Annotated in this window: 17 protein-coding genes; 7 read left to right on the top strand and 10 right to left on the bottom strand. The window is 64.9% G+C overall.

Translation table 11 applies throughout. From position 1 onward, the window contains the following. Positions 1-258 precede the first annotated feature (258 nt). Both GC162_19925 and coaD read right to left on the bottom strand, forming a co-directional pair. Positions 259-930, bottom strand: a complete 672-nt coding sequence (locus GC162_19925; GenBank protein MBI1370908.1) for an MBL fold metallo-hydrolase — start codon at positions 928-930, stop codon at positions 259-261. A gap of 126 nt (positions 931-1,056) precedes the next feature. Further along, positions 1,057-1,596, bottom strand: coding sequence for a pantetheine-phosphate adenylyltransferase (gene coaD / locus GC162_19930; GenBank protein MBI1370909.1), 540 nt, complete (start codon positions 1,594-1,596; stop codon positions 1,057-1,059). Between the two features lie 710 nt (positions 1,597-2,306). On the opposite strand from coaD, the gene mutL reads away from it, so the two are divergent. After that, entirely contained in the window at positions 2,307-4,151 is a 1,845-nt protein-coding gene (mutL, locus tag GC162_19935) for a DNA mismatch repair endonuclease MutL (GenBank protein ID MBI1370910.1), read from the top strand. Here mutL and GC162_19940 read toward each other — a convergent pair whose 3' ends face one another. Both GC162_19940 and GC162_19945 read right to left on the bottom strand, forming a co-directional pair. Continuing rightward, a complete protein-coding gene (locus tag GC162_19940) occupies positions 4,152-5,804 on the bottom strand; it encodes a tetratricopeptide repeat protein (protein MBI1370911.1) in 1,653 nt (550 codons plus the stop codon). It abuts the gene before it with no gap. Next, the gene (locus GC162_19945; protein MBI1370912.1) at positions 5,741-6,913 is read right to left on the bottom strand and encodes a hypothetical protein; all 1,173 of its coding nucleotides are present in this window, start codon (positions 6,911-6,913) and stop codon (positions 5,741-5,743) included. The genes GC162_19940 and GC162_19945 overlap by 64 nt, the downstream gene beginning before the upstream one ends. Before the next feature lie 200 nt (positions 6,914-7,113). Between GC162_19945 and GC162_19950 the strand changes: the two genes are divergently transcribed. Beyond that, positions 7,114-7,575 carry a hypothetical protein gene (locus tag GC162_19950; protein ID MBI1370913.1) on the top strand — a complete coding sequence of 154 codons (462 nt, stop codon included), beginning with the start codon at positions 7,114-7,116 and terminating at the stop codon, positions 7,573-7,575. 9 nt (positions 7,576-7,584) lie between these two features. Beyond that, positions 7,585-8,457 (top strand): hypothetical protein, encoded by an 873-nt coding sequence (locus tag GC162_19955; GenBank protein ID MBI1370914.1) that lies wholly within the window; start codon positions 7,585-7,587, stop codon positions 8,455-8,457. Between the two features lie 25 nt (positions 8,458-8,482). Here GC162_19955 and GC162_19960 read toward each other — a convergent pair whose 3' ends face one another. Then, positions 8,483-9,442 (bottom strand): PEP-CTERM sorting domain-containing protein, encoded by a 960-nt coding sequence (locus GC162_19960; protein ID MBI1370915.1) that lies wholly within the window; start codon positions 9,440-9,442, stop codon positions 8,483-8,485. 270 nt (positions 9,443-9,712) lie between these two features. Between GC162_19960 and GC162_19965 the strand changes: the two genes are divergently transcribed. Together GC162_19965 and recO are read left to right on the top strand one after the other, a co-directional pair. After that, the gene (locus GC162_19965) at positions 9,713-10,114 is read left to right on the top strand and encodes a nuclear transport factor 2 family protein (protein MBI1370916.1); all 402 of its coding nucleotides are present in this window, start codon (positions 9,713-9,715) and stop codon (positions 10,112-10,114) included. Between the two features lie 54 nt (positions 10,115-10,168). After that, positions 10,169-10,912, top strand: a complete 744-nt coding sequence (gene recO / locus GC162_19970) for a DNA repair protein RecO (GenBank protein MBI1370917.1) — start codon at positions 10,169-10,171, stop codon at positions 10,910-10,912. A 67-nt stretch (positions 10,913-10,979) separates the two neighbouring features. Here recO and lpxA read toward each other — a convergent pair whose 3' ends face one another. The 5 genes from lpxA to bamA form a co-directional block, all read right to left on the bottom strand. Beyond that, positions 10,980-11,822 carry an acyl-ACP--UDP-N-acetylglucosamine O-acyltransferase gene (gene lpxA, locus GC162_19975; GenBank protein MBI1370918.1) on the bottom strand — a complete coding sequence of 281 codons (843 nt, stop codon included), beginning with the start codon at positions 11,820-11,822 and terminating at the stop codon, positions 10,980-10,982. A 223-nt stretch (positions 11,823-12,045) separates the two neighbouring features. Next, positions 12,046-13,380 (bottom strand): UDP-3-O-[3-hydroxymyristoyl] N-acetylglucosamine deacetylase, encoded by a 1,335-nt coding sequence (gene lpxC / locus GC162_19980; protein ID MBI1370919.1) that lies wholly within the window; start codon positions 13,378-13,380, stop codon positions 12,046-12,048. Positions 13,381-13,386: 6 nt separating this feature from the next. Next, positions 13,387-14,439, bottom strand: a complete 1,053-nt coding sequence (gene lpxD / locus GC162_19985) for a UDP-3-O-(3-hydroxymyristoyl)glucosamine N-acyltransferase (GenBank protein ID MBI1370920.1) — start codon at positions 14,437-14,439, stop codon at positions 13,387-13,389. Positions 14,440-14,522: 83 nt separating this feature from the next. Then, on the bottom strand, positions 14,523-15,134 hold the full coding sequence (locus tag GC162_19990) for a hypothetical protein (protein ID MBI1370921.1): 612 nt from the start codon (positions 15,132-15,134) through the stop codon (positions 14,523-14,525). 89 nt (positions 15,135-15,223) lie between these two features. Next, on the bottom strand, positions 15,224-17,575 hold the full coding sequence (gene bamA / locus GC162_19995) for an outer membrane protein assembly factor BamA (protein ID MBI1370922.1): 2,352 nt from the start codon (positions 17,573-17,575) through the stop codon (positions 15,224-15,226). Positions 17,576-17,732: 157 nt separating this feature from the next. Between bamA and lpxD (GC162_20000) the strand changes: the two genes are divergently transcribed. Together lpxD (GC162_20000) and GC162_20005 are read left to right on the top strand one after the other, a co-directional pair. Beyond that, positions 17,733-18,776 carry a UDP-3-O-(3-hydroxymyristoyl)glucosamine N-acyltransferase gene (lpxD, locus tag GC162_20000; GenBank protein ID MBI1370923.1) on the top strand — a complete coding sequence of 348 codons (1,044 nt, stop codon included), beginning with the start codon at positions 17,733-17,735 and terminating at the stop codon, positions 18,774-18,776. 46 nt (positions 18,777-18,822) lie between these two features. Continuing rightward, a complete protein-coding gene (locus GC162_20005; GenBank protein ID MBI1370924.1) occupies positions 18,823-19,629 on the top strand; it encodes a DUF111 family protein in 807 nt (268 codons plus the stop codon). Positions 19,630-19,760 lie beyond the last annotated feature (131 nt).

The raw sequence follows: 19,760 nt of genomic DNA on the forward strand, positions 1-19,760 counted from the left end.
AACCCCGGCGTGAGGGCACGCCGGCTCCGACTCCCTGCGCAAATAGTTCATCTTCCGCCTTGCGCAGCAAATCCGAGCCGGGCCGCCCTCGGCCCGGGGCCTTTGAAACTGGAGCGGTTTCAATCAACACATCGTCGCGCCCTACGAGCCGCGCGCGTCAGCAAGCGGTCGAGCCCGCGTCCAATATGATTCCTTGACCGCTCCCTCACGGTCGCGGCTCGTGGGGAACGCGATTTGATTTGTAAAACTGCGACGACCTCACATCCCGCGGCGGGTCATGTTCGCCGTCACGTTGTCGTGGCCGGGGACGATCCAGTCGGCGATTTCGATGACGTCCTTGAAGCTTTCGTTGGCTTGTTCGAGGTCGTAGGCGCCCGGAAGAATCTTGCCCTGCTCGAGGTGTTCGATGGTCGGGATCGCGTCGGAGGCGAAGACGACGGTGGCGGTGGGGAAGGCCAGGAGGAGCCCGCAGTTGCCGGGGGTGTAGCCGGGGAGGGGGAAGAGGTCGACGTGCGGGGCGATCGAATCGGGGGCGGGCTTGCAGCGCTTCAATAGCGCGATTTCCTGTTTCAATCGTTCGTGCATGGCGGGGTCGGCGTCGCGCTCGAATTGTTCGACGAGCTTGGCGCCGACGGCTTCGCGCTCCTGCTCGGCGATGAACCAGTTGGCATGCATCAGGCCCGGCAGCGCCCGGCGATGGGCGGGTCGGAAATTCGTCAGGAACACATCGGTGACCTGCGCCAGTTTCAGTCCGCTGCGTTCATGCAGTCGGGCATCGAGCACCTCGGCGGGGAGGGCGGGGTCGACGAGGATGATCTGATCGCCGGAGCGGACGAGCGTCGTCGTCGCATGCGCGGTGCGCAGGCCGGGCGGTTCGTTCCAGAGGGGATGAGACGAGAGGGCGCCGATGCTGATGATGCGGTAGTCCATGAACTGATCACTCGTTGATGAACCACCAAGGCACCAAGGACACCAAGGGGATTCGATTCGTGTTTTTGATCAATAATTTTTTTGGTGACCTTGGTGCCTTGGTGGTTGAATCTCTGATGCCGGCAATCATTGCTGAAGCGCATCGGAGGAGCGGGCGAGTTGGCGGAGGCGGTCGAGGCGTTTTTTCATTTCGCGGATGACGGGGGCGGGGAGGAGCCGGTTGAGTCGGTCGATGTCGCCTCCGGCGGCGATCTGTTTGATGAGACTGGAGCTGGTGAATCCGAAGGCCTCGCCGGACATGATGAAGACGGTTTCGATGTCGGCGATGGCGCGGTTGGCGGTGGCGAGTTGGAATTCGAAGGCCAGGTCGGTGGCGTTGCGGAGTCCGCGGAGCATGACGTTGGCGCCGCGTTTTTTGGCGAAGTCGACGGTCAGGCCGGTGTAGACTTCGACGGACACGTCGAGCTTTTCGTCGTCGGCGATCTCGGCAATGATCGCGCGTCGGTCTTCGGGGGAGAACAGGTCGGCCTTGGCGGGGTTGGTGCCGATGGCGACGACCAGTTCGTCAAAGAGGCCCTGCGCCCGGCGGATGATGTCCAGATGCCCGTTGGTGACGGGGTCGAAAGTGCCGGGAAAGAGGGCGATTTTGCGTTGCGATCGTTGCATGGGGCCCATTGTAGCGGGGCGCGCGACAGGCGTCACGATCGGCGGATCGCGCCCGGCGATGCGACATGCGGAAAATTCAGATAACCACCAAGACACCAAGGGCGCCAAGGGGAATACAGGGCTTTTTATTCAACATCGCGTTCCTGGGTGACCTTGGAACGTGTGCGAGAAGACAATTGATCGACGAGCCGCGACCGTCAGAGAGCGGTCGAAGCAGGCAACAATGAGCGGCGCCTTGACCGCTCCCTGACGGTCGCGGCTCGTTAAGCTTCGCCTTCTCACACACGTTCTTGGTGTCTTGGTCATTGCGTTTTTCAGATGCGACAAATTGTTTTGCCTCGGCGGGATTTGAATTGCATAGTTGCAGTGTCACGACGATACCGAGTCACGGAGGCAAAAAAGCAAAAGCGAAACAGACCTTGTTGTGTTGATCCAGGGTTTCGGGTCGGCGAGCCGCCCTTTTCCACCTGCCGCCCATCACCCAAACGTCGGCGACCCTCGCGTCGCCCGGCGACCTGACCTTGCCCTGGATCTGGCCCCGCACCGGATTGCCTCCCCGGGCGGGGCTGTTTTTTTGAGTGCGGAACGGGGAGTGCGGAATGCGGCGTTGAAAGCCGTTTCGCGACGCCGTTTTTACCGTGAGCCCACCGAACGGGCGGCGTGCGTCCTCTGCGCTTCGCCAGATCACCGATTCCCTCTACAATGCGCTCATGCCCATCGTGCGTCTCAGTCCGTTGCTCGTCAATCAGATCGCGGCGGGGGAAGTCATTGAGCGGCCCGCATCGGTGGTCAAGGAACTCGTCGAGAACAGCATCGACGCGGGGGCGATGCGCATCGACGTCGCCGTCGAAGACGGCGGGCGGGAACTGATCCGCATCGCGGATGACGGGTGCGGCATCGGGGCGGATCAGCTTGAGCTGGCGCTGGAGCCCCATGCCACGAGCAAGATCGCCAGCGCGGACGATCTGGCGGCGATCAGGACCAAGGGCTTCCGCGGCGAAGCGCTGGCGTCGATCCAGTCGATCAGCCGGCTGAGGTTGACGAGCCGATCGCGCGATGCGGAGGCGGGCGCGATGATCGAGGCGAGCGGGGATGAGCGGTCGGCGGTGAAGCCCGTCGGATGCGCCCCCGGGACGGTGATCGAAGTGCGCAATCTGTTTTTCAATACGCCGGCCCGGCGGAAGTTCATGCGGGCCGGTTCGACGGAGTTCACGCACATCGGCGACACGCTGCGGCGCGTCGCCATGGCGCACCCGGCCGTGGGCTTCACGCTTTGGCACAACGACCGCACATCGCTCGATCTGCCGCCGGGTCAGACGCCGGCGCAGCGGTGCATCGCGCTGCTGGGTGAGGATGTGGCGGAGGCGCTGCTCGAGTTCTCCTCCAACGAGCGGGGCGTGAAACTCTGGGGCCTGGCCGGTCTGCCTTCACTGGCGCGGGCGACGGCGAAGTTTCAATATGTCTACGTCAATGCGCGGCCGATCCGCGACCGCAACGTGATGCACGCCCTCAAGGAAGCGTACCGCGGGCTCATCGAGCCGTCGCTTCAACCGACCGCGGCGCTGTTCATCACGCTCGATCCGACGGCGGTCGATGTGAACGTGCACCCGACGAAGTCGGAGGTGCGCTTCGCTGACGCCAATGCGGTGCACGGGCAGGTGCTCGCGACGCTGCGGCAGCGATTGCTGGCGACGGATTTGACGCCGAGCGTGAATCATTTCAATCGTCGCCCGCCGCTTGCGATCGCCACGCGGGGGATGACCTTCGGCGGGATGCCGGGCGCGGACGACCCCGCCGCCCCGCCGCCGGCGAGCGAAGCGATCAACACCACCGACGATTTCGTGGACTACTTCCGCCGCATGGACCCGCGGCAGAAGGGCTTCGTCTATCAGCAGGTTCGGGCGGAGATGGCCGAGTCGTCGCCGGCGTCGGTCGATGATGAGGCCCCGCGACTCACCGAGCCGATCAAGCCGGCTTCGCAGTCGATCTTGCAGGTTCACAATGCGTACATCGTCACGCAGGACGAGCACGGGATCGTCATCATCGATCAGCACGCGCTGCACGAACGGATGATGTTCGAATCGCTGTACGAGCGGATCTGCAAGCACGGGGCGCTGGAAAGCCAGCGGTTGATCACGCCGGTCGTGCTCAGTGCGACGCCCTCGCGGATGGACACGCTCGAACGTCTTGGTCCGCTGCTTGAGAAGATCGGCATCGAGGCGTCGCCGCTCGGGCCGGGCACGATCGGAATTCACGCCTTCGCATCGCTGCTGTTTGACCGCAATGTCGATCCGGTGGAGTTCATGACGATGCTGCTCGATCGCGCGGAGGAGGAGCGGTTCGCGCCGAGCGACGAGGCGGCGTTGCATGAGGTATTGGACATGATGAGTTGCAAGGCGGCGGTGAAGGCGGGGGACGCGCTTGGGCCGGAGGAATTGAGTGCGCTTTTGGATCGTCGCTCGCAGATCGAGCGGTCGGCGAGTTGTCCGCACGGTCGGCCGACGACGGTGCGGCTGACGCTGCGGGATCTGGAAAAGCATTTCAAGCGAAGCTGATCAGGCGGCTTTGGCCCAGGGTTCATCGAAGGACAGGCCCCATCGGCGCTGACAGACGCGGCGCCATTTGGGCCGATGCACGCTGCTCATGGCTTGGAGCATGGCGTCGACGGATGCGGCGATGCGCGTCATCGCCGGCCGATCCAGCGGCGAGGCGCCGAGCCGGCGCACCGCCTGATCGAACCGGCCGGCGGTCAGATCGAGGGCGATCTGCACATCGAGCAGATCGCGCGTGTCGGGCTTGCGGGCCAGGACCACATCGAGCAGGGCGTGCGCGGCGGCGAGATGGCGGCGCTCGATGAGCCCGCGCAGTCGCCGGCGCGCCGCGGCGAGGTAACCGGCGTTGAGCCGCAGGGCGCGATCGAGACTGGCGTCGGCGACGCCTTCCTGGCCGAGGGCGGACTGGCAGACGGCAAAGTGGTAATGCAGGTCGGCGTGATCGGGTCGATCGGCGGCGGCGCGCTGGAGCGTATCGGAAGCGTCGCGGAGGAGCGCCTCCAAGGCGTCGAGCCGCTCGCTCGTGTCGTGATTGTCACGCATGTCGCGCAGCAGTCGGCCGGGCACGGACTCGCGCCATGCCTCCGCCAGCAGCCGCACGCGTTCGCCCGGTTTCGTCCAGGCGCGGAGCCGCTCGAGCATCCGATCGGCGAAGCGATGACGTCCGACGCCGGCGGCGCTCATGATCAACCCCGCCGCGGCGCGGGCGCGTTCGCCCGACTCGTCGCGCTCAAGCAGGCGGCGCCAGAGCGGGACGGCCTTCTCGAGGCGCCCGCAGCGCGTGTGCTGCTGCGCGAGCTCGAAGGGCGCGCTCGGCTCGTCGGGCTCGGCGTCGATCGCCTGCTGGAAATACGATTTCGCCGCCGCATCGTCGCCGATTTCGACGGCCAGCTCGCCCGCTTCTCGCGCGATGCCCGCGGCGTCGTGCGACTCGGCGAGCAGCTTGCGGTAAAGCGCCATGGCGTCGGCGAAACGGCCTGCGCGGCGGTGGAGCCGGGCGAGGCGCAGCGTGTGTGTGAGCGTGTCGAAGTGCATCGCCTCGGCGAACGCCGCGATCTTGTCGTACGCCTCGATCGCCGCCGCCGGTTCGCCCGCCGCTTCGTGCGCCTCGGCGACAAGCCGCCACGTCGCCGCGTCCTCGCCGTGCCGGGCCATCAGCTCGCGCAACTGAGCGGCGGCGCGGCTGGCGTCGTCGGCTTCGATCTGAAGCGCGGCGAGTTTGCGGGCGATGTGTCGATCGGATGCGTTGAGCTTCGTCGCTTCCAGGAGCCAGCGCCGGGCCGCCACCGCGTTGCCCTGCCGCAGCCACGCCGTCGCGCGCAGCGTCAGGCGCTCGGCGAGCAGGGCATCGGGTGTGTTGCGTTTCGTGTCCGCCGCGTCGTACCAGTCCGCCGCGTTGAGCGCCGCCAAAGCCGCGCCCGATTCGCCCGTCGCCAACAGCGCCTCCGCATGCACCGTGCGCGCCCATGCATCGCCCGGGTCGATCTGCACCGCCGCCGCCGCGCGCTTGGCCGCTCCCGCCGCATCGCCCGCTTCGAGCAGACGCCGCGCCGCATCGGTCACCTTCGCACATCGTTCGCGCCGTTCGATGCTCATGCCGCCAGCTCGCTTTCCGCACGCTGCGCCAACTGATTGTCCGGCTCCCGTTCGTGCCATTGCCTGGCCAGCCGCCGGGCCTGCTCCTTCATGCCCAGACGCCCGTAACGACGGATCAATGCGTAACGCACATCCGCGTACTCCGGCCTGGCCGTCGCCGCATTCCGCAACGCCGCCAGCGCCCGCGGGCCCTGCGCATCGTCCTCGCAAACATCCTCCAGCCGATCGATCAACAGCGCCAATGTCGCCGAGTACGGCTCCTCGCGCAGCCCCCGGCGCGCCCAGCGGCGCGCATCATCAAAATCCCCCGCCGCTTCCGACAACATCGCCAGCGCCTCGATCCCGACCATCGGCTCCGGCAAATCGTCCACGACACGCACCAGCGCCCTTCGCAATAGCTCCATCCGCCCCGCCGCCGGCTCGATCTTCTGCGCCGCCGCCAGCGAGCCGATCACCTGCGGCTTGCGCAAAAGCTCATGCGCCAACTGCTCGATCATCTCCTGCGGCGCTTCCGTCCGCGCCAGCCGCGGACCCATCTCCATCATGTTCAGCCACCGCCCCACTTCCTCATCCCGCGCGAACACATGCGCCAGATACCCCGCCGCCCGACGCGTCGCCTGCGGCAGGTCCTCCGCCACATCAATGACGACGAGCATCTGACACGTCAGCGCGTCCGCCCCGTCCTTGAGGTTGCGATGAAGCGCCCGCCGCGCCGCTTCGACGTCCCCGTCGCGCAGCTCCAGCCACGCCAGCAGTGCCCGCCCCTCCGACGGGCACTGCTTGCAGCGCGACCATTGACGCAGATCCAACCGGGCCGCGTCGACCTGACCCGACTGGCACATCGCCAGCGCCGTCAGCAGACGCCGACGCTCCTTGTCGCCCGGTGAAAGTTCAAGAATGCGGATGGCCTCCGGCGCCTGTCCCTGCGCCAGCTTCACGTGAGCCGCCAGCTCCCACAGCCGCCCATGCTCCACATCGTGCGCCAATCCGCTGTCAATCGCCCGCTCCGCCCCGGCGACGTCCCCGGCCTCGATGGCCCGCTGGGCCGCCGACGCCGCTTCCGTCGCGCAAAGATACCGCCGCGCCTGCTCACGCCCGCGCGGCGAATCACCGGCCGCCTCCGTGCGACCGGCTCCAAAAATTCTCTGCCACCACCGCGTGCGACCCATGTGTCGCCTCCTGTGTGATACCGTCCCTATCGGTTGTAACGATTAACAGGTTGAGGAAGACCCGCCGGTGATCCGATGGAAATCCCGCGGAATGTATCGTCCGTCCAATAAAAGGGGGTTCACCTGTCACCCGCCCGCATAAGGTATATTGGCGTCCGGCATGTCGGGTCGTTCGTGAGCATCTTTCGATAAGGCCGCCGATGCGAACCGCCTCGCAAAATGCAACCTTCATCAGTCCGCCGTTTGATGACGATCCGTATGAGCCGCCGGGGCAGAAGCTCGCCTCACACCTGGCCAACTCGCTCGGGACACTTGAGTCGATCTGCCAACCAGTTTCACCCGTTGAAAACTGGCGTGACGCCGGGTGGTCAATCGAATTCAAATGGAATGACGCTGACTTACTTCTGGTCGTGGCGGGGACCGGCGAAATCAATCGGTGGGGTGTGCAGATCGCCGATGCCAACCCACCGGGACTATTCAGTCGTCTGTTCGGCAAGCGTGCGTCGGATCATTCGATGGAGGTATGGACGGTCGCGCGATTCGTCAACGCGCATCTCGATGCGATGGGCTGCTCCATGATCCGCTGGCGCATCGACGGTTACCCGGATGAGACCTTCGGCGAACCAACGCCGCCCGAACCCAAGCGTTCCAGCGGCTCATGACACAAACTCATGCAAGCAATCCGTGATAGCATGCGTTGGGGTTGTGTGGCTCAATTCATGCACTTTTACCGGAGATTCTCGATGCGAATGATGTTTGTCGTCGTCGCGTGCGTGTCGGCGGGTTGGCTTGTATCGCCGGCGGCGCGGGCGGAGCAGGTCGAGGTGTTCATTCTGGCGGGGCAGTCGAACATGGACGGGCGGGGGCACGCCAAGGATCTGGACGCGGCGGCGAAGGGGCCGGTCAAGGATGTGGAGATCTGGTATGTGAACCCGCAGGCCCGCAGCAACGGGTTCGAGCCGCTGGCGACGGGCTTCGCGATCGCGCCGGGATACAAGGGCAAAGTGCCTTCGGATCGCTTCGGGCCGGAGCTGGGGTTCGGTCAGGCGATGGCGGAGAAATTGCCGGGCAAACACATCGTCATCATCAAGTGCTCCAAGGGCGGCACGAGCATCGCCAAGGACTGGAACCCGCAGACCGGCCCGCTGTACCCGCTGCTGCTCAAAACCGTGCGCGAAGCGCTCGACGCCCTCGACAAACGCGGCGACACGTACACGGTCCACGCCCTGTGCTGGCATCAGGGCGAGTCCGATGCGCATGACACCGCGCAGGAATACCAGGACCGGCTCACGAACTTCATGACCCGCGTGCGCGAGGGATTGAAGATGCCCGACCTGCCGATCATCATCGGTGCGGTGTACGACAATCAGAAGCGCGACGGCGTCCGGGCCGGACAGAAGGCGTTCACGGAAGCCGACAAGCACGCCGCGCTGGTCACGGTCGAAGGATTGAAAACCGCCGACGGCGGAACGCACTTCGACTCGCCGAGCGTGATCGAACTGGGCCGGCGATTGGCGCAGGCGGCGATGGCGATGAGCAAGTGAACCTTCGCGGCGCGTGCCGTTTCGATCAGGCGCGGCGTCGGCGGCGCATCAGGCCGGTGACGCCCAGCAGAACGATCGCGGCGCTGGTCGGCTCGGGGACGAGGATGTTGGGCGTCGCTTCGGCCCAGGTCGAGGCGATGCGAAGTTCGTCCATGATGATGGACTGACCGGCCGCGGTGACGCGGTTGCGGAAGAAGATGTCTTCGAGGGTCCATGACGCATTGGACCCGACGTAGAAGTTTCCGCCGTCGATCACGGCGACGGGCGTGTTGAGTCCTTCGCTGGTGAGTTTGGGGTCGAGGTAGAGATCGATTTCGTCGGAGCTGGTGCCGTCGTTGATGAGCTTGGCGACGAGGAAGTTGGTCTTCGTTGGATCGACGGTGATGGAGGTGTTGGTGTTCATGCCGCTGCCGGTGCCCGTGCCGGTCACGAAGGGGTGACCACTGGCGTCGATGCCGAAGTTGAAGCGGCGTTCGGACGAACCGTCGGTGCTTGCGGAGCGGACGGTCAGACTGGCGCCGCTGGCGACCTTGGCGATCATGCTGATGAAGAGGGTGTCGGGGAGGGAGTTGCCGATCGCCAGCGAGCGGGCCATGTCCTTGTCGTCGGCACTGGACCCGCTGGATCGGAACAGATCGAGCTGGCCGGTCGAGGTGACAAGCTGGTGCATGCCGGTGGAGTCGATGTAGGTGAGCTGGGTGCTTTCGTTGCGGTAGTAGATGTTGGCGGCGAAGGCGGAGGTGCTGTTCCAGGCCGCGGCGGCGAAGCCGGTCGTGGTGGGGCTCTGGCCTTGAATGGAGTCGCCGGAGAAACCGGTGCCGGTCTGATACTGGCCGGCGGCGGTGTTGGGCGTGGCTCCGCCGGCGATGAATCCGTCATAGGCAAGCAGGGCTGCGGAAGCCGGGCGGGCGAACAAACCCGCCATCGCGCCGATCAAAGCCGCGGCGATGACAAAACGTCCCATACGTTGATGATTCCCATTCATTTGTGCTTCTCCGTAAACCTGCGATGTGTCAGCAAACTCGTCCCACGCGGACCGAAATCCGCCGCCTCATGTCATCAGAAAACCGACTATAACCCATGCCGATCGGAGCGCCAACGGAAAATCGAGAAATCATCCTGACCCCCGGCGCGTGCGTCCATTGGACCGCCCGCTTGACAATCCCAAACAAAATGCTAACTTATGGTGGCCGGACGCGCGGCGTGCGCCATGGGCTGGTGCGGCGCGGCGGCATTCTTGATGGGAGCGTGCAATATGTCAGCGAAACAGATCGACCCGAAGGTGACGGCGGTGGGGCGGCGGCTCGTCGAGCTATGCGCGGCGGGGAAGCATCGGGAGGCGATGGAGGAGCTTTACGCCGACAACATCGTCAGCGTCGAGGCCTGCGCCGGGCCGGACATGCCCGCGGAGACGCGCGGCAAGGACGGCGTGCGCGGCAAGCATGACTGGTGGGAATCGAACACGATCACGCACGGCGGCACGGCCAAGGGGCCGTTCGTGCATGGCGACCGATTCATGGTGCTGTTCGGCATGGACGTGACCATGAAGCCGACGGGCCAGCGCATGCAGGCGGAGGAGATCGGGCTTTACACGGTCCAAGACGACAAGATCGTCCGCGAGGAGTTCTTCTACGTTCCGCCGCCGGCCGGCGCGTGATCGACCGCGGGGCGGCGCGGGAAGTTTGGCGGCGAGGCACTACACTGTGGCTTCATGCCCACGATCAAGGACAATGCGGTGTGCCTGCGGCTGATGGACTGGTCCGAGACGAGCCAGATCGTCGTGCTCATGACCGAGAGCCACGGGAAGATTTCCGCGGTGGCCAAGGGCGCCAAGCGGACGAACGCGTCGACGCTCGCCAAATTCAGCGGCGGGGTCGAGTTGCTCACCACCGGCGAGGCGGTGCTCATCGTCAAGCCGCAGTCGGACCTGGCGAATCTGATCGAGTGGAACCTCGTCGAGGCGCACTGGCATCTGCGCCGCTCGTACGCGAGCTATCAGCTTGCGATGTACGCGGCGGACCTGGTCCATCATGTGGTGCAGGATCATGACCCGCACCCGGGGACGTATGCGGCGCTGGCGGGGTTTTTGGAGGCGTTGAAAAATGCTCAGCCGCAAGCGGCTTTGATGAAGTTTCAATGGGCGGTGATTGACGACATGGGGTATCGGCCGGTGCTTGATCACGATGCGCAGACGGGGGAGGTGTTCGACGATGCGGCGGGGACGCTGGCGTTCAGCGCCTCGGCGGGCGGGCTCGTCGCCGACACGGGGGCGGCGGACCGGTGGCGCGTGCGTCGGCAGACGGTGGATCTGTTGCGCGATGAGGCCGGGGGGCGGGGGATCGAGGCGTATGACGACCCGTCCATTCGCCGGGCGAATCGGCTGCTTTGCGTGTATCTGCGGGCGATACTTGATAAGGAACTGGCGACGATGAGCGCGGTGCTCGGCGAGGAATAGGGCGCGTGATCAGCGAAGAAGCACGCGGCAAGCGGCGTCGCTAAACGGGGAAACGGAAACAGAGAAATCAGCGGGTGGGGGTGCGGCGTTTGTCGTCGGCGCGGAGGGTTTCGGCGTGACGCCCGTTGGGGGCGCTGACGAGATGACGGGTGAACTGGACCAGTTCCTGCACCGCCGCGTCGGCGCCGAACGTCGCCTCGGCTTCTTCGAGCGCGGCGCCGATGTTGCCGTTCTTGTCGCGCGCCTTGCGTCCCCAGAGCAGGAGAAAGCAGCGCTTGAGGTGATCGATCGTGTCGGGTTCGAACTTGTGGCGCGTCAGACCGATCGTGTTCACGCCGCGCACCGCAGCGGGATGCCCGTCGGTGCACATGAACGGCGGGCAGTCGCGGACGACGCCGGAGAGCCCGCCGATGAAGGCGTAGCGGCCGATGGTGACGTAATGACTGACGCCCGCGCCGCCGGCGATGACGGCGTGGTCCTCCACGACGATGTGGCCGGCGAGCATGACGTTGTTGGACAGAATCGTGTGGTCGCCGATGATGCAGTCATGGGCGATGTGGGCGCCGACCATGATGAAGTTGTGCGAGCCGATCGCGGTGCGGTTGCCGCCGTTGCGCGTGCCGGTGTGAGCGGTGACGTTTTCGCGGATGTCGTTGCAATCGCCGATGTCGAGCGTGGCGTCCTCGCCGCGGAACTTGAGGTCCTGCGGGTTGTTGCCGAGGCAGACGTGATGGCCGATGCGGTTGTGCGATCCGATCGTCGTGCGTCCTTCGATGACGCAGTGCGAACCGAGCGACGTGCCGGCGTGGATGGTGACCTTGGGTCCGATCACGGTGTACGGGCCGACCTGCACATCGTCAGCGAGTCGGGCGTTGCGATCGACCACGGCGGTGGGATGAATGAATGGCATGATGCGTCGCCCCTAGCGCCACCCGGCGGCAAAGGAAAGGTAAGCCCGTATTATATCGGCAAACTCATCAGATTCTCATTGACGGGAATTGGGGAAACCCGCTTGCGGTAATCCGCGATGGTGGCGGGGAATACGACAGGCGGGGCCGGTCGGAGCAGGAGTTTTGGGGAGCGCGACCGGCGGTCGCGGCTTTACAATGGCCATCGGTCGACGAATCGACGGGCTATTCCTGCTCCGCGTCGACGAGCATGAACTTGATCTGGGCCTCGGCGGCGAGGTGGGGGCCGACGTAGGCACGACAGCGGGTGTGGCCCGTGCGGGATTTGACGCGGACGGTCTCGGCTTCGATGACGAGCTGATCGCCCGGCGTCACCGGCCGACGCAGCTTCACCTTGTCCATCGAAAGCAGCACGGCGAGCCGGCCGGTGTGCTCGAGCTTCTGCGAAAGGAGCACGCCCGAAAGCTGCGCCATCGCTTCGACGATCAACACGCCCGGCATGATCGGCGTGCCCGGATAATGCCCCTGAAAAAACGCCTCGTTGATCGACACGTTCTTGACGCCCACCGCCCGGCGGTCGCCCTCGATCTCCAGCACGCGGTCCACCAGCAGCATCGGGTAACGATGCGGAAGAATCCGCTGAATGCGCCGCACATCGATCAGCCCTTCGCCGGTCAGCAGCGAGCTGTGATGCTGGGCCTGTCGGAGCTTGAGGAGTTTGCGGGCGAGCTGCTGATTGAGCGCGTGACCGGATTTGTACGCCACGATGCGCCCGCGAATCGGGCAGCCCACCAGGGCCAGGTCGCCGATGACATCGACGATCTTGTGACGCACGGGTTCATCGTCGAAGCGGAACTTGTTGTTGCCGATCGGGCCGTTCGCGCCGATGACGAGCAGCGTGTCGGGCGTCAGATGTTTGCCCAGCCCGGCCTGCTGAAGCGCCTTGGCTTCGGCTTCGAGAACGAACGTCCGGGCGGGGGCGATGTTGTGGACGTAATCGCCATTGTCGGAGTTGAAGGCGTAGAGCTGCTTGCCGATCGGGTTCTTGGAGCCATAGTCCAGGTCATAGATGACCTGAAGCGAGGGTTTGTCGGCGGGGAGCGCGGCGATCATGGAGTCGCCGTCTTCGCAGACGATCGGCTCGGTGATGGTCAGCACGCGGCGCAGGGAAGTCTGCTCGATGACGCCCGCTTCGTTCAGTGCCTTGACGTACGGTTCGGCGGACCCGTCGAGGCCCGGCAGCTCGGGGCCGACCACTTCGACAATCAGATTGTCGATGCCCAGACCGGCGATGGCGCTGAGGCAATGTTCGGTGGTTTCGATGGCGGCGGCGCCGCGGCGGAGGGCGGTGCGGCGGGCGCGCTTGGTGACATTCGACACGAGCGCGGGGATCCGCACCGGCTCCCCGCCGTCGGAGACATCGGTGCGAATGAACACGATGCCGTGATCGACCGGCGCGGGCTTGAAGCGGACGGTGGCTTTCTCGCCCATGAACAGCCCCGGCCCTTCGACGGTCGAGGTGCGTTCAATCGTGCGCTGGTTTTCAATCACACTGTTCATGCGGCTTCAGGTCGTCTTGTCATCGCGCTTGCGATCGCGCCGGTCCTTGCGTTTGCTTTGGGCCAGTTGCTTGAGCGTGAGGAACTGTCGCACGGCAATCTTATCCGGCTGGGCGGGCATACCGTACCAGGTCTCGCCATCGGGAATATCGCCCATCACGCCGGCCTTGGCCCCGATTTTCACGCCGCGGCCGATCGTGACGTGGTCCGCGATGCCGACGCCGCCGCCGAGCATCGCGCCGTCGCCGATCGTGACGGACCCGCTGATGCCGCTTAAGCCGGCGATGACCACGCATCGCCCGATGCGGACGTTGTGCGCGATCTGCACAAGGTTGTCGATCTTGGTGCCCGAGCCGATGACGGTGGCGGAGAACTTGCCGCGGTCGATGCACGAGCCAGCTCCGATTTCGACGTCGTCGCCGATCTGGACGTAGCCGATCTGCGGAATCTTCACAAGACTCTTGCCATCGGCGCTGGGCCGGTAGCCGAAGCCGTCCGCTCCGATGACGACGTTGGCGTGCAGGATGCACCGCGCGCCGAGGATCGAGCGCTCGCGGATCACCACGCCCGGCCAGATCACCGTGCCCTCGCCGATGCGGCTGTCATCGAGCACGCTCACGTTGCCATGCAGCTCGACGCCGGCGGCGAGCGAAACGCGCGGGCCGACGATGCAATGAGGCCCGATGCGGACATCGTCGCCGAGCGTCGCGGTCGGGTCAATTTGAGCGGACGGATGCACGCCGCAAGCGGGTCGCACGGGGGCGGGGGCGAGCGCTTCGAGCACGGTCGCGGCGGCCAGATCGACGTTCTTGACGCGGATCAGCGCCCGGCCCTCGCCCGGCACAAGGTCGATGCCCGAAGCGATCAGTGCGGCGGAAGCGGCGCAGGTCGCCCACTGGGCGGCGTACCTGGCGGAGCCGATGAACGTCAGTTGCCCGGTCCGGGCGTGTTGCGTGGCTTCCATCGCGCCGATGGCGATGTCGCCGGGGCCGAGGAGTTCCCCGCCGGTCAGCGCGGCGATGCGGGCGGTGGTCAGGGATTGGGCGGGTGCGTCGGTCATGGGCCCCTGATTGTAAGCGATCCAATGAAAAAACCCACGCCCCGATCGGGGCATGGGTCTTGAATCCTCATGAACCGCGTCAATTACTTCTTGCGGTTGTTCCATTCGTTGTTGATCTTCTGCGTCACCGAGTCGGTGATGTCCATATCCGGCGCGGAGTAGAGCACCTTGCGGACCTGGATCAGGGCGGCGAGCTGCTGCTGGTTCTGACCCTTGAGCGCATCGGTCGAATCCTTGAAGAGGACCAGGTCATACCCGCTGGCCTTGGCGATCGCTTCGCAGGCGCCGACGACCTTCATGTACAGGCCTTCGAGGCGGATCGCCTTGTCGCGCTCCAGCTTGTTCTGGTTGAACTGCTTCCAGACCTGGAACTCCATCGCCTTCTTCTCGAGCTTTTCCTGCGTGTCGGCGAAAGCCGGGGTGCCGGGGGCGAGGATGTTCAGGTCGGCCTGAAGGGCCTTGAGCTCGGTCTGGCGGTCCTGCTCCTCCTTCTGAAGCTTTTCGGTGGAGGCGGTGATGTCCGCTTCGACCGAGCCCTTTTCATCGAGGGAGTTGAAGACCTTTTGCACGTCCACGACGGCGATCACGGCGGGCTTGGAGCCCTTGCCCTGGGCCACCACGAGATTGGCCGCACCGACCATCAGGCACGCCGCCGCCAGAAGAATCACGGCCGTCATCGATCCACGAGAAGTCATTGCGAAGCTCCTTGAAGTTTTGTTCCGAGTCGTCGTCAGAAGGTTCTCATCATACGCAGGTCCGCCCCGATGGTTCGCCTGCGGGATTGTCAGAAAGGCAGGGCCAGGTCGAAGCTGAAGAGGCGCTTTTCGTCGCCGTCCTGCGAAATGAGCGGATAAGCGAAGTCCAGCGCGAAGGGGGCCTGTCCCAAAAACGGCAGTTTAAGCCGGATGCCCGCGCCCACGGACACGCGGTACTCATCGAATCCGAACCGATCCTGCACCGTGCCGGTGTCGGTGAAGAACACGCCGCGGATCACATCTTCGAAGATCGGGTAGTTGTATTCGAGGCCGGCCAGGAACATGAAGTCGCCGCCGACCGGGTCGCCGCCGAGGCGCTTGGTGTCGTTGCGGATGCCGCGCGGGCCCACGCCGCGGAACCGGAATCCGCGGAAGCTGCGGTGGCCGCCGGCGTAGAACCGCTCGAAGATCGGCGACTCGTTGGACTCGAGGATGTAGCCGGTTTCGAGACTGAGCTTGAGCGTGGTTTTGCGGCCGAAGAAGTCCTCGTCGAGCAGCAGATATCCGTCCCAGCTTGCGGTCACGCGGGTAAAGTCGTAATCGCCGCCGAACACGCCGACGCGCTCGATGCCCGCATTGGTGCGCGTGCCCTTGTAGGGCAGCAGGTCTTTGTCCACCTGCGCGGTGTTGCGCGTCAGGAAGAAGCCCAGACTGTCGACGAGACTCTTGCCCTGCACGGCGAAGACGTCGACGGGGGCGCCGCGGTCGATGTTGTCGATGTTGATCTGCTCCATGCGTCCGCGCACCGAAGCCGACCACACATCGCCGAACCGCTTGCCCACGCCCAGCGTCCCGCCCAGCCGCGCTTCGTCCCAGCTTTCGCGCTGACGCGTGAAGTAGAACAGACTCGTGTCCAGGAAGTAGTCGCTGTCGAAGATGTACGGCTCGCGGAAGCTGACCTGGTAGCGCTGAAACTCGGTGCCCGGCTGAAGCGAAATCGAAAAGAACTGCCCGGCGCCGCGGAAGGCGCGCCCGCTGAAGAATTCGCCCCACGATTCGGGCGTATCGGTGATGTCGAAATTGCGCTGCGTCAGATCGATCGCGCCGAACACGCCGCTGTCGGAGCTGACCGCGGCGCCGAAGCTCAGCGAGCCGGTGTTGGCTTCCTTGACCTCGATGAGCACATCGCGGGTTTCATCCTCGGGCTGGCCCAGCACGGTGACGGTGGCGTCCTGAATGATGCCGGTGCTGCGGATGCGCTGCTCGGTGACTTCGATGCCGGTCTTGTCCAGCGGGCGTCCGGGGTCCATGCCGCGCACCTGCCGGCGGATCACCTTGTCCTGCGTCAGGGCGTTGTCGGCGATGATCACCGAGCCGACCTTCGCCTGCTTGCTTTCCTTGATCGACACCTTGAGGTCCACCGTCGGCGCGGTCGGATCGAACACGCGCTGGATGTTGACCTTCGTCTCGATGAACCCGAGCTTGCCGTACAGGTCGTCGAGCGATTCGCTGGCCGCCTTGAGGCGCTCCAGACTGAACAGGTCGCCGACCTTCATCGCCATCGCTTCGAGAATCTGGTCCTTCGAGTAAAGCTCGTTGCCCTCGATGGCGATGTTCGCCACCGTGTACTGCCGGCCCTCGTCGATCACGAACACCACGCCCGCGTCGAGCTGGTCGTCCGAAAGCTCCACCCGACGCCCGACCCGCGCATCCAGATACCCCCGCTCGGCGTAAAAGTCGCGCAGATGCGACACGTCCGTGTCGAGCTGCTCGCGCGAAAGGATGCCCTTGCGGAAGATGAACATGTACGTCTTGGTCTTGATGCGGCTCTGCAGTTCCTTGGCGGTGAAGGCGACGTTGCCTTCGTAGCGGATCTGCCGCACCTTCACGCGCGGGCCTTCACGCACGCGGAGGATCAGAATGCCCGTGTCGTTGAGCGTGTCCTGATCGACGGTCACGTCAGCCAGGAAGTATCCGCCGTCCTGGTACTGTTTGCGGATCGCATCGCGGGCGCGCTCGATGAGGAACGGATCGCGCGGATCGCCCGCACGCAGCATCACCTTCTCCATCAGCTCGTCGTCGTTGTACGCCTTGTTGCCCACCACCTGCACATCCGCCAATAGCGGCTGCTCGCTGACGACGTAGGTCAGCGTCACCGTGCCGTCGGCGTTGGGGTCGACCTGCGCGCGGACGGTGCCGAAGCGGCCCAGGCGCGTGATGTTCTGAATGTCCTGGGCGACCTTCGCGGCGTCGTAGGCGTCGCCGGCGTGGGTGCGAATCTGGTTGAGCACCAGTTGCTGATCGACTTCCTTGAGGCCCTGCACCTTGACCTCGCGCACCGGGCGCGCGGTCACGTCCGCGCCTTGTCCAAGCGCCGCGGCGCCGAGGCACAACATGACCATCGCCGCGGCGGCCCAGTTTCTGATTCGACAAAAGCCCAACGTGTCGCTCCAGCCCTGTGTGAAGGCGGTAGTTTAGTGCCCCCGCCCCGCTTCAACAAGCCGAACCGACGGCAAACCCGAAACTCAAAACCCCAAACTCGAACACGCGGGCGATCCCGTTGACCGACTTTGGCGGGCCGACTACGCTGGTGGTCTGATGTCAATGACGCTTGAACAACTGGCCCGGACCATCGGCGCGACGATCCGGGGCGCCGCCGACCCGAACATGACCGTCGAGCGATGCGTGGGGCTGGAGGAAGCCGGGGCGTCCGATATCTCCTTCCTCGCCAATCCCAAATACATCGATCAGCTCGCCGCCACCAAAGCCGCCGCCGTCATCGTCGCCCCCGATGTCAAGGCCGATCATCTGACCCTGCTGACCGCGGACGATCCTTATTTCGCCTTCCGAAACGCCGTCGTCGCACTGCATGGTTATCGTCAGCATCCCGCCCCCGCCGACGGCCCGATCAGCAAGCTCGCCGTGATTCACCCCACCGCGAAAATCGGCGAGGGCACCGTGGTGCATCCCTTTGCCGTCATCAGCGAGAATGTCGCCATCGGCGCCCGCGGCGTCATCTATCCGCATACCTTCATCGGCCCGGACACGATCATCGGCGATGACTGCCAGCTCTACCCCAACGTCGTCATCTACGACCGCTGCGTCCTCGGGCATCGCGTGACCCTTCACGCCGGCTGCGTCATCGGACAAGACGGCTTCGGCTACGCCACCCACAAAGGCGCTCACCACAAAATCCCACAGTCCGGCAACGTCGTCATCGAAGACGATGTCGAGATGGGCGCCGGGTGCGCCATCGACCGCGCGACCCTCGGCTCGACCGTCATCGGCAAGGGCACGAAGTTCTCCGACCTGATCGCCATCGGCCATGGCACCAAGGTCGGCAAACACAATCTGCTCGTCGCCCTCGTCGGACTCGCCGGCTCCGTCGAAACCGGCGACTACGTCGTCATGGGCGGACAAGTCGGCGTGGCTGGTCACTTGAAGATCGGCCATCAGGTCCAGATCGCCGCGACCTCCGGCGTCATGAACGACATCCCCGACAAAACCCAGATCGGCGGCACCCCCGCCGTCCCGCTCACCGAAGCCAAACGCATTCATTTACACACGATGCGCCTCCCCGACCTCGCCGCCCGACTCAAAAAGCTCGAGCGCGAGATCGAAAAACTCCGTAACGAATCCTGATCCCCCGTTTAGCGGCGGGGCACCGCCCCGCGCTTCTTCTTCACGCATGTCCAAACATCTCCACATCGACCCCTTCGCGGGCATCGCCGGCGACATGTTCCTCGGAGCGTGCATCGACCTTGGCGCTCCGCTCGAAGCCATTGACGCCGCCCTGCGCCCATTGCCCATCGAACTGCCCTACCGGATCACCGTCGCCGAGACGCATCGCCATGCGATCCGCGGCCTCGATCTGAAAGTGCACATTGGCGAAGGTCAGCGCCGCGCGGCCGCCGATCATCATCATGATCATGCCCATTCGCACGATCATGGACATCATCATCACGATCACGCCGCTCACTCGCCCTACACGGCGATCATGAAGATGATCGATCAGCTCGACACGGCCGAGCGCGCCCGCGACCGCGCCCGGCGGATTGTCACGATGCTCGGCGAAGCGGAGGCGGCGGTGCACGGCATGAGTCTGGACGAAGTGCATTTTCACGAAGTCGGGGCCGTCGACTCGATCGTCGACATGCTCGGGTCGGCCGTCGCTCTGGAGCTGCTTGGCGTGGACACCGTTTCGAGCGCCGCCCTGCCGATCGGTCACGGGTTCGTCCGATGCGCGCACGGCCTGATGCCCCTGCCCGCCCCGGCCACCGCCGAAATCCTCAAGGGCGTCCCCCACTTGGGCGTCAACCGCGAAGGCGAAACCGTCACACCCACCGGCGCGGCGATCGTCGCCGCGCTGGCGAGCGACTTTGGCCCGATGCCCCCCATGAACGTCCGGGCCGTCGGCTACGGCGCCGGCGATCGCGACACGCCCGACATGCCGAATCTCGTTCGCCTCTTCCTCGGCGAACGCGTCAGCGTCTGAAGTGGTGATGTGGTGATATGGCGAAGTGGTGATATCAAATACGAAACTTCTCCACTTCACCAAATCGCCACTTCACTACTTGATCAGCCCCGCGACATACCACCCCAGCGCCAACCCGATGGCGATGCCGA

This window comes from Planctomycetota bacterium (assembly GCA_016125255.1).
Classification (GTDB): domain Bacteria; phylum Planctomycetota; class Phycisphaerae; order Phycisphaerales; family Zrk34; genus RI-421.

Bases quoted from the DNA above. Each gene is read 5' to 3' on its own strand.
- lpxC (MBI1370919.1), bottom strand. From the start codon at position 13,380: ATGAACAGTGTGATTGAAAACCAGCGCACGATTGAACGCACCTCGACC.
- recO (MBI1370917.1), top strand. From the start codon at position 10,169: ATGCCCACGATCAAGGACAATGCGGTGTGCCTGCGGCTGATGGACTGG.
- GC162_20005 (MBI1370924.1), top strand. From the start codon at position 18,823: ATGTCCAAACATCTCCACATCGACCCCTTCGCGGGCATCGCCGGCGAC.
- lpxD (MBI1370923.1), top strand. From the start codon at position 17,733: ATGTCAATGACGCTTGAACAACTGGCCCGGACCATCGGCGCGACGATC.
- mutL (MBI1370910.1), top strand. From the start codon at position 2,307: ATGCCCATCGTGCGTCTCAGTCCGTTGCTCGTCAATCAGATCGCGGCG.
- GC162_19950 (MBI1370913.1), top strand. From the start codon at position 7,114: ATGCGAACCGCCTCGCAAAATGCAACCTTCATCAGTCCGCCGTTTGAT.
- GC162_19990 (MBI1370921.1), bottom strand. From the start codon at position 15,134: ATGACTTCTCGTGGATCGATGACGGCCGTGATTCTTCTGGCGGCGGCG.
- GC162_19940 (MBI1370911.1), bottom strand. From the start codon at position 5,804: ATGGCACGAACGGGAGCCGGACAATCAGTTGGCGCAGCGTGCGGAAAG.
- lpxA (MBI1370918.1), bottom strand. From the start codon at position 11,822: ATGCCATTCATTCATCCCACCGCCGTGGTCGATCGCAACGCCCGACTC.
- coaD (MBI1370909.1), bottom strand. From the start codon at position 1,596: ATGCAACGATCGCAACGCAAAATCGCCCTCTTTCCCGGCACTTTCGAC.
- GC162_19925 (MBI1370908.1), bottom strand. From the start codon at position 930: ATGGACTACCGCATCATCAGCATCGGCGCCCTCTCGTCTCATCCCCTC.
- GC162_19955 (MBI1370914.1), top strand. From the start codon at position 7,585: ATGCAAGCAATCCGTGATAGCATGCGTTGGGGTTGTGTGGCTCAATTC.
- lpxD (MBI1370920.1), bottom strand. From the start codon at position 14,439: ATGACCGACGCACCCGCCCAATCCCTGACCACCGCCCGCATCGCCGCG.
- GC162_19945 (MBI1370912.1), bottom strand. From the start codon at position 6,913: ATGGGTCGCACGCGGTGGTGGCAGAGAATTTTTGGAGCCGGTCGCACG.
- GC162_19965 (MBI1370916.1), top strand. From the start codon at position 9,713: ATGTCAGCGAAACAGATCGACCCGAAGGTGACGGCGGTGGGGCGGCGG.
- GC162_19960 (MBI1370915.1), bottom strand. From the start codon at position 9,442: ATGAATGGGAATCATCAACGTATGGGACGTTTTGTCATCGCCGCGGCT.